Annotated in this window: 5 protein-coding genes and 2 pseudogenes; 5 read left to right on the plus strand and 2 right to left on the minus strand. The window is 75.2% G+C overall.

The annotated features are described in order from the left end of the window. The 3 genes from ACFV2S_RS29185 to ACFV2S_RS29195 all read left to right on the plus strand — a co-directional run bounded on the left by ACFV2S_RS29185 (position 1) and on the right by ACFV2S_RS29195 (position 3,550). Positions 1 to 1,629 (plus strand): alpha/beta hydrolase, encoded by a 1,629-nt coding sequence (locus tag ACFV2S_RS29185; RefSeq protein WP_385565187.1) that lies wholly within the window; start codon positions 1 to 3, stop codon positions 1,627 to 1,629. Positions 1,630 to 1,707: 78 nt separating this feature from the next. After that, complete coding sequence (locus ACFV2S_RS29190; RefSeq protein WP_383792995.1) at positions 1,708 to 2,160, plus strand: RidA family protein; 453 nt, start codon at positions 1,708 to 1,710, stop codon at positions 2,158 to 2,160. 133 nt (positions 2,161 to 2,293) lie between these two features. Further along, complete coding sequence (locus ACFV2S_RS29195; protein WP_385565192.1) at positions 2,294 to 3,550, plus strand: MFS transporter; 1,257 nt, start codon at positions 2,294 to 2,296, stop codon at positions 3,548 to 3,550. On the opposite strand, the pseudogene ACFV2S_RS29200 reads toward ACFV2S_RS29195, so the two are convergent. Beyond that, positions 3,521 to 3,805: pseudogene (locus ACFV2S_RS29200) on the minus strand (adenylosuccinate lyase); the annotation flags it as partial. The gene ACFV2S_RS29195 and the pseudogene ACFV2S_RS29200 sit on opposite strands and share 30 nt — an antisense overlap. Before the next feature lie 105 nt (positions 3,806 to 3,910). After that, positions 3,911 to 4,289, minus strand: a pseudogene (locus ACFV2S_RS29205) (HEAT repeat domain-containing protein); the annotation flags it as partial. Between the two features lie 296 nt (positions 4,290 to 4,585). On the opposite strand from ACFV2S_RS29205, the gene ACFV2S_RS29210 reads away from it, so the two are divergent. Continuing rightward, positions 4,586 to 6,367 (plus strand): 3-hydroxyacyl-CoA dehydrogenase family protein, encoded by a 1,782-nt coding sequence (locus ACFV2S_RS29210; RefSeq protein ID WP_385565196.1) that lies wholly within the window; start codon positions 4,586 to 4,588, stop codon positions 6,365 to 6,367. Between the two features lie 115 nt (positions 6,368 to 6,482). Next, positions 6,483 to 7,337, plus strand: coding sequence for a TetR family transcriptional regulator (locus ACFV2S_RS29215; RefSeq protein ID WP_385565200.1), 855 nt, complete (start codon positions 6,483 to 6,485; stop codon positions 7,335 to 7,337). The last annotated feature ends 98 nt before the right edge of the window (positions 7,338 to 7,435 follow it).

Here is a 7,435-nt window from a genome sequence, read left to right on the forward strand (position 1 = left end):
ATGACCCCACGCGCAGGAATGCTGATCGCCGCTGGAGCGCTGGTCGCCGGGACGGTCACCGTCCTGCCCGCCGCCCCCGCGGACGCCGGTGAACCGGCCCCCCGACCGCTCGCCCCGCTCGCCTGGGCCGACTGCGCCACGAAGGCGTACCCCCGGCTCCAGTGCGCCACCCTGAAGGTGCCGCTCAACCACGACGACCCGGCCGGGCGGAAGATCACGCTCGCCCTCACCCGGGTCCCGCACACCGCGAAGACCTCCCAGGGCCCGCTGCTCGTGAACCCGGGCGGACCCGGCGGCAGCGGGCGCGGGATGGCCGGGTACGTCGCGGCCTCGCTGCCCCCGAAGGTGGCCGCCGAGTACGACGTGATCGGCTTCGACCCGCGCGGGGTCGGCAGGAGCGAGCCCGCGCTGGACTGCGAGCCCGGCCACTTCGCGCCCGTGCGGGCCGACTCGGTGCCGGGCTCGGCCGCGGCCGAGCGCGCGGCCGTCGAGCGGGCGCAGACCTTCGCCCGCGCCTGCGGCAAGAAGTACGCGGACGTGCTGCCGTACATCGACACCGTGAGCACCGCCCGGGACCTGGACGCGATCCGCCACGCGATCGGCGCACCGAAGATCAACTACCTCGGCTACTCGTACGGCACCTACCTGGGCGCCGTGTACGCGCGCCTGTACCCGGACCGGGTGCGGCGCATGGCGCTCGACTCCGTCGTGAACCCGCACGGCGTCTGGTACGAGGACAACATCGCGCAGGACTACGCCTTCGACGCCCGCCACAAGGACTTCATGGCCTGGGTCGCCCGGCAGAACGCCGTGTACAAGCTGGGCACCGACCCCGCGGCGGTCGAGGCCGCCTGGTACCGGATGCGCGACGCGCTGCGCACGGCCCCGGCCGGCGGGAAGGTCGGCCCCGGCGAGCTGGAGGACACCTTCCTGCCGGGCGGGTACTACAACGGCTACTGGCCGCGCCTCGCGAGCGCCTTCGCGGCGTACGTCAACGACGCGGACCCGAAGCCGCTGACGGAGGCGTACGAGCGGTACGGGGAGGCCGACGCCGCGGCCGACAACGGCTACTCGGTCTACACGAGCGTGCAGTGCCGGGACGCGGGCTGGCCCCGCGACTGGAACGTGTGGCGCAAGGACAGCTGGGACGTGCACGCGAAGGCGCCGTTCTCGACCTGGAACAACGCCTGGTACAACGCGCCCTGCGCCTTCTGGCCGGTGGACTCCCTCACCCCGCCGGACCTCAGCAACGACCAGCTGCCGCCCGTCCTCATCCTCCAGGCCACGGACGACGCGGCCACCCCGTACGAGGGCGGGGTCGCCCTGCACCGGCTGACGCGCGGCTCCAGCCTCGTCGTCGAGGAGGGCGGCGGGAACCACGGGGTGACCCTCGGCGGGAACGACTGCCTCGACGGGCACCTCGCCGCCTACCTCGCCACGGGCGTGGTCCCGCGCGGCGAGGGCGACGCCGAGGTGGACGCGGTGTGCGCCGCGCTCCCCGAGCCCGAGCCGGAGCCGGTGACCGCGGCGGCCCCGACGACCCCGGACGCGTCCGGCAAGCGGGCCGGTGCCCTGCGCGCGGAGCCGGCGGGCGTCGCCCTCCACGGCCTCCTGGGCCACGTCCGCTGACGGCCCCGCGACCCGACGGTGCCCGCGCCCCGCAAGGGGTCGCGGGCACTGTCAGTGGCGTGCGCGAGGATGTGGGGCATGACGAGCCACCTCACCCACGTGCCCGCCCCCGACGGCCTCGCGCCCAGCCCCCAGTACAGCCACGTCGTGTGGGGCACGGGCCGGTTCGTCGCGATATCGGGGCAGTGCGCCCTCGACGCCTCCGGGGCGGTGGTCGGGGAGGGCGACGCCGCCGCCCAGGCCCGTCAGGTCTTCACGAACCTGGAGCGCTGCCTCGCGGCGGCCGGCGCGGGCTTCGGGGACGTGGTGAAGCTGACGTACTTCGTCACGGACGTGGCCCACCTCCCGGCGGTCCGGGACGCCCGGGACGCCCATTTCGCGGGAGCGCCGCTGCCGGCGAGCTCGGCGGTGCAGGTCTCGGCGCTGGTCCGCCCGGAACTGCTGCTGGAGATCGAGGCGTTCGCGCTGGTGCCGGAGCGGGCGGGGGCGGCGCCCGGTGAGACCGTGGCGGAGCTCCGTTTGCTACGTTGACGCGCATGTTCCTCTTCCGTGCGTAGGAGTCGGCGATCCGACGACCGTGCCCACCCGGCGCGGTGTCCCGCCGACCCCGCACGCCCCGGCGCCGCAGGCCCTGGCCCGGCGCCCTCCCCCGAGGAACCCCGTCATGTCCGTGATCTCCCCTGCCCACTCCCCCGCACCCACCTACGCGGCGGTGCTGCGCGCTCCGCACGCACGCCGTACCTTCGGCGCGGGACTCCTGGGGCGCCTGTGCAACGGCACCGCCCCGCTCTCCCTGATCCTCTCCGTCAAGGACGGCACCGGTTCGTACGCCGTGGCCGGCACCGTCATGGCCGTGTTCGGGCTGACCGGCGTCCTGCTCTCGCCCGCGCGGGCGGCCCTGGTCGACCGCTTCGGTCCGCGCCGCGCCCTGGTGCCCCTGGCCGCCGGCTACGCCCTGCTGCTCGTCGTACTGGCGGTGGCGACGGCCCGGCCCGCGACCCCCGCGGCCGTCCTGATGGTCCTGGCCGCCGCCGCGGGAGCACTGCCCCCGCCGCTCGGGCCGGTGACGCGCGCGATGCTGAGCGCGACGCTCACCGACCGGGACCTGCTGCGGCGCGCGTACAGCCTGGACACGGTGGCGGAGGAACTCCTCTTCGTCACGGGTCCGTTGCTGGTGGGGCTGCTCGTACGGTTCGCCTCGGCGCCGGCCGGCCTCGCCGTGAGCGCCGCGCTCGTGCTGACCGGAACCCTCGCCCTCGTCGCCTCGCCGGCGGTGCGGCGCGCCGCCGGGGAGCGCGGGTCCGCCGCTCCGGGGCGGGCGGCGGGCGGCCGGGACGTGCCCGGTCCCGGGCTGGTCCGGGCGGTGGCCGTGGCGGCGGCGGTCGGCATGTGCCTGGGCGCCGTCGAGCTGCTGGTGATCGCCTTCGCCGACGGGCACCACCGGCCCGGGGCGGTGCCGTGGGCGATGGCGGCCCTGTCCGCGGGCAGCGCGGTCGGCGGTCTGGTGTACGGCGCCGTGCCGTGGCGGGTCCCCACCGGGGTGCGCCTGTCGCTGCTGGCCCTGGGTCTCGGCGCGGTCCTGGCGTCCGCGGGGCTCTCGCCGCACCCGTACGCGATGGTCGGCTGGGTGGCGCTCGGCGGCCTCTTCCTGGCCCCGGCGATCACGAGCGCCTACCTCCTCGCCGACGAGTCCGTCGGGGAGGGGCGGCGCACCCGGGCCGGTGCCTGGGTCAGCACCGGGTTCAACGCGGGCACGACGGTGGCGACGGCCGGGGCGGGGCTCCTGGTGGGGCGGCTGCCGATGGGGCTGTGCTTCGCGGTGGCCGCTCTCCCGGCGGTGGTCACGGCGGTCGTGACCCTGCTCCCGGCCGTGGCGCGGCCGCGGGCCGCGTCAGCCGGCCCCGTCGAGGCGGGTCAGTGACCGCCGGGCGGCGGCGCCGAGCCGGGGGTGCGGGAGCGCGGCCTCCAGGGCGGGGCGGGCCAGGGGGTCGCCGAGGGTGCCCAGGCCCTCGACGCAGGCGAGGCCGACCCGCCAGTGGGGGTCGCCGGTCCGGAGGCGTCGCTCCAGGACGGTGATCAGGGCCGGCGCGGATTCCGGTGCCCGGAGCTCGGCGAGCAGCCGCACGGGCAGCAGGGCGTAGGCGACGCGGAGTTCGTTGGTGGCGAGGGCGGCGGCGGGGCCCCCGGGGGGGGGGGGGGCCGGCGCGGGGGGGGGCGGGGGGGGGGGGGGGCGCCCCACCCCGGCAGGGGGGGTGGGTGGGGGGGTGGGGGGGGCGCCAGCAGCCCGGGGCGCCGCGCGGGGGGGGGGGGCGGGGTGGGGGGGGGGGGGGGGGGGGGGGGGGGGGGGGGGGGGGGGGCGCCCCCCCGAGCCGGGTCAGGGCGTGGGCGGCGGTGACGCACCGCTCCGGGTCGCGGTGGTTGAGGAGGAGGACGAGGGCCTCGAAGGCGCGCGGGTCACCGGCGACGCCGAGGACGTAGGCCGCGATCTCGCGGGCCCAGAGCGGCTGTCCGGGGGCGGTGAGGAGGCGGTGCAGTTCCTCGGGATCGTCCGTCGCGGCGAGTTCGCCGAATGCCGCCGGGACTTCTCCGGTGTCATTCTCGATCTCTTCCCGCAATCGATCGATCATCGAGCAGAATTCCGGGTCCTCGGACATTTCCATGAATCCGACCCTATCCGCGATCCAGATCACACTTTCCCAACTTCCCGGGACTGGCGCGCTCGTTACCGGCCGGTTAGTCTCAGGTGAGCGGGCACCACCCGCACTTCGCACGACGGCCTGGTGACGCAGCCGTCGTGTTCGTTCGTCGGTTCGGCAGTTTCGACGTGACTCCGGGACAGAGTCCGTCGCCCCTTTCTCCAGGGCACCGCCCTGCTTTCCGGGCATCGCCCTCGCACTTTCCGCGCCTTTCGTGCGCGCACTGCCCTCAGTCGTCACTCTTCCTCTGGAGTCCCCTGATGGACACCCCTCTCTCCACCATCGCCGTCGTCGGTCTCGGCACCATGGGCGCGGGCATCGCCGACGTCCTCGCCCGGGCCGGCCGCGAGGTCATCGGCATCGACATCAGCGACACCGCCGCCGCCCAGGCCGTCGCCGCACTGGAGGCCTCCACCGCCCGGGCGGTGGCCCGCGAGCGGATCACCGAGGAGGAGCGGCAGGACGTCCTGGCCCGCTTCCGTACCTTCTCCGACCTCCACGCGGCGGCCGAGGCCGACCTCGTGATCGAGGTCGTGCCCGAGTCGTACGAGGCGAAGCAGGAGGTCCTCCGGGCCCTCGACGGCATCGTGCGCCCCGACGCGATCCTGGCCACCGGCACCAACGCCCTCTCCGTGACCCGGCTCGCCGCCGACTCGGCGCACCCCCAGCGGGTCCTCGGTCTGCACTTCTTCGCCCCGGTCCAGGCCATGAAGCTGGTCGAGGTGGTCTCGTCCGTGCTGACCGACCCGCGGGCCGTCGACGCCGTCACCCGGCTCGCCCAGGACCTCGGAAAGGAGCCGGTGGCGGTCGGCGACCGGGCCGGTTTCATCGCGGACGGCCTGCTCTTCGGCTACCTGAACCAGGCCGCCGCCATGTACGAGGCCAAGTACGCCTCCCGCGAGGACATCGACGCGGCGATGAAGCTGGGCTGCGGCCTGCCGATGGGCCCGCTGGCGCTGCTCGACCTGGTCGGCGTCGACACGGCGCGCACCGTCCTGGAGGCCATGTACGCGGCCTCGCACGACCGGCTGCACGCGCCCGCCCCGATCCTCAAGCAGCTCAGCGAGGCCGGTCTGACCGGCCGCAAGGCGGGCCGCGGCTTCTACACGTACGCGGCGCCGGGCTCGGGCGAGGTCGTGCGCGACGCCCTGACCCCGCTGACCTCCGCGGGGACCGGCACCGGCCGCGAGGTCTCCTCCGTCGGCGTCGCCGGCTCGGGGACCATGGCCTCCGGCATCGCCGAGGTCTTCGCCAAGGCCGGGTACGCGGTCGTGCTCGCCGCCCGCTCCCAGGAGAAGGCGGACACCGCCAAGGCCCGGATCGCCAAGTCGCTGGCCCGTTCGGTCGACAAGGGCCGGATGACGGCCGAGGCCCGCGACACGACGCTGGCCCTGATCACCCCGGCCGGCTCGCTCGACGCCTTCGCCGAGGTCGACCTGGCCGTCGAGGCGGTCGCCGAGGACCTGACGGTCAAGCAGGAGCTGTTCGCGCGGCTCGACAAGATCTGCAAGCCGGGCGCGGTGCTCGCCACCACGACCTCCTCGCTGCCGGTCATCGCCTGCGCCCGGGCCACGACCCGCCCGCAGGACGTCATCGGGATGCACTTCTTCAACCCGGCGCCGGCCATGAAGCTGGTCGAGATCGTCCGTACGGTCCTGACCGGCGACGACGTCCACGCCACCGTCCGCGAGGTCACCGCGAAGATCAGGAAGCACCCGGTGGACTGCGGCGACCGCGCCGGCTTCATCGTGAACGCGCTGCTCTTCCCGTACCTGAACAACGCGATCAAGATGGTCCAGGAGCACTACGCCACCCTGGACGACATCGACGCCGCCATGAAGCTGGGCGGCGGCTACCCGATGGGTCCGTTCGAGCTGCTCGACGTGGTCGGCCTGGACGTGTCGCTCGCGATCGAGCAGGTGCTGCACCGAGAGTTCCGCGACCCGGGCCTCGCTCCGGCCCCGCTCCTGGAGCACCTGGTGGCGGCCGGCTGCCTGGGCCGCAAGACGGGTCGCGGCTTCCGCGAATATGCCCGACGCTGAGCCCCGCACCGCCGGCTGGGGCGGTCTTCTGAGTCCCCCGGGCGCCGCCGGTGCCCCGGGGGTCTCCCCGCCCCCACCTGGGCACACTCCCACTCCGATGCAGTACGTTCGGACCATGCCCAAGGCCGCGAAGACACCCCGTGCCACGTCCCCGTCCGACGCTCCGGAGAGCACGGCGGGCACTCGTGCCGCCGCGCAGCGGCTCAAGATGCGCCGGGAGCTCGCCGCCGCGGCGATGGAGCTCTTCGCGACCAAGGGGTACGAGGCGACGACCGTGGACGAGATCGCGGCCACGGCCGGGGTCGCGCGGCGGACGTTCTTCCGGCACTTCCGGTCCAAGGAAGAGGCGATCTTCCCCGACCACGACGACACCCTCGTGCGGGCGGAGGCGGTGCTGAACGCGGCCCCGCCGCACGAGCACCCGCTCGACACGGTGTGCCGGGGCATCAAGGAAGTCATGAAGATGTACGCGGCGTCCCCCGCGGTCTCCGTGGAGCGCTACCGGCTCACCCGTGAGGTGCCGACCCTGCGGGAGCGGGAGATCGCCTCGGTGGCCCGTTACGAGCGGCTCTTCACCCGCTATCTGCTCGGGCACTTCGACGAGCGGGACCACCACGACGGCAACGACGACCCGCTGCTCGCCGAGGTGGCCGCCTCGGCGGTCGTCACCGCGCACAACCACGTCCTGCGCCGCTGGCTGCGGGCGGGCGGCCAGGGCGACGTGGAGGCCCAGCTCGACCACGCCTTCGCGATCGTCCGGGAGACCTTCGGCACGGGGATAGGCGGCCGGCCGGCCCCCACCTCCGCGCAGGGCGGCCAGGGGGCGCAGGCGGCGGCTGCGGACGCCTCCGCCGAGGCGCCGGCCGCTCGGGTCTCCACCGCGGGTGACGTGGTGGTCGCCGTGGCCCGCACGGACGCCCCGCTCGACGAGGTCATGCGGACGATCCAGCAGGCGCTCAAGGAGGCCTGAGCCCCTCCGCGCGGAGGGGGGGCCCCCCCCGCCCGCCGCGGGGGGGCCCGGGGGCCCGCCCCCCCCGCGTGGTGTGGAGGGGACTGTCGAGGGGGCAA

Source organism: Streptomyces sp. NPDC059695, from assembly GCF_042733785.1.
Lineage (GTDB): Bacteria > Actinomycetota > Actinomycetes > Streptomycetales > Streptomycetaceae > Streptomyces.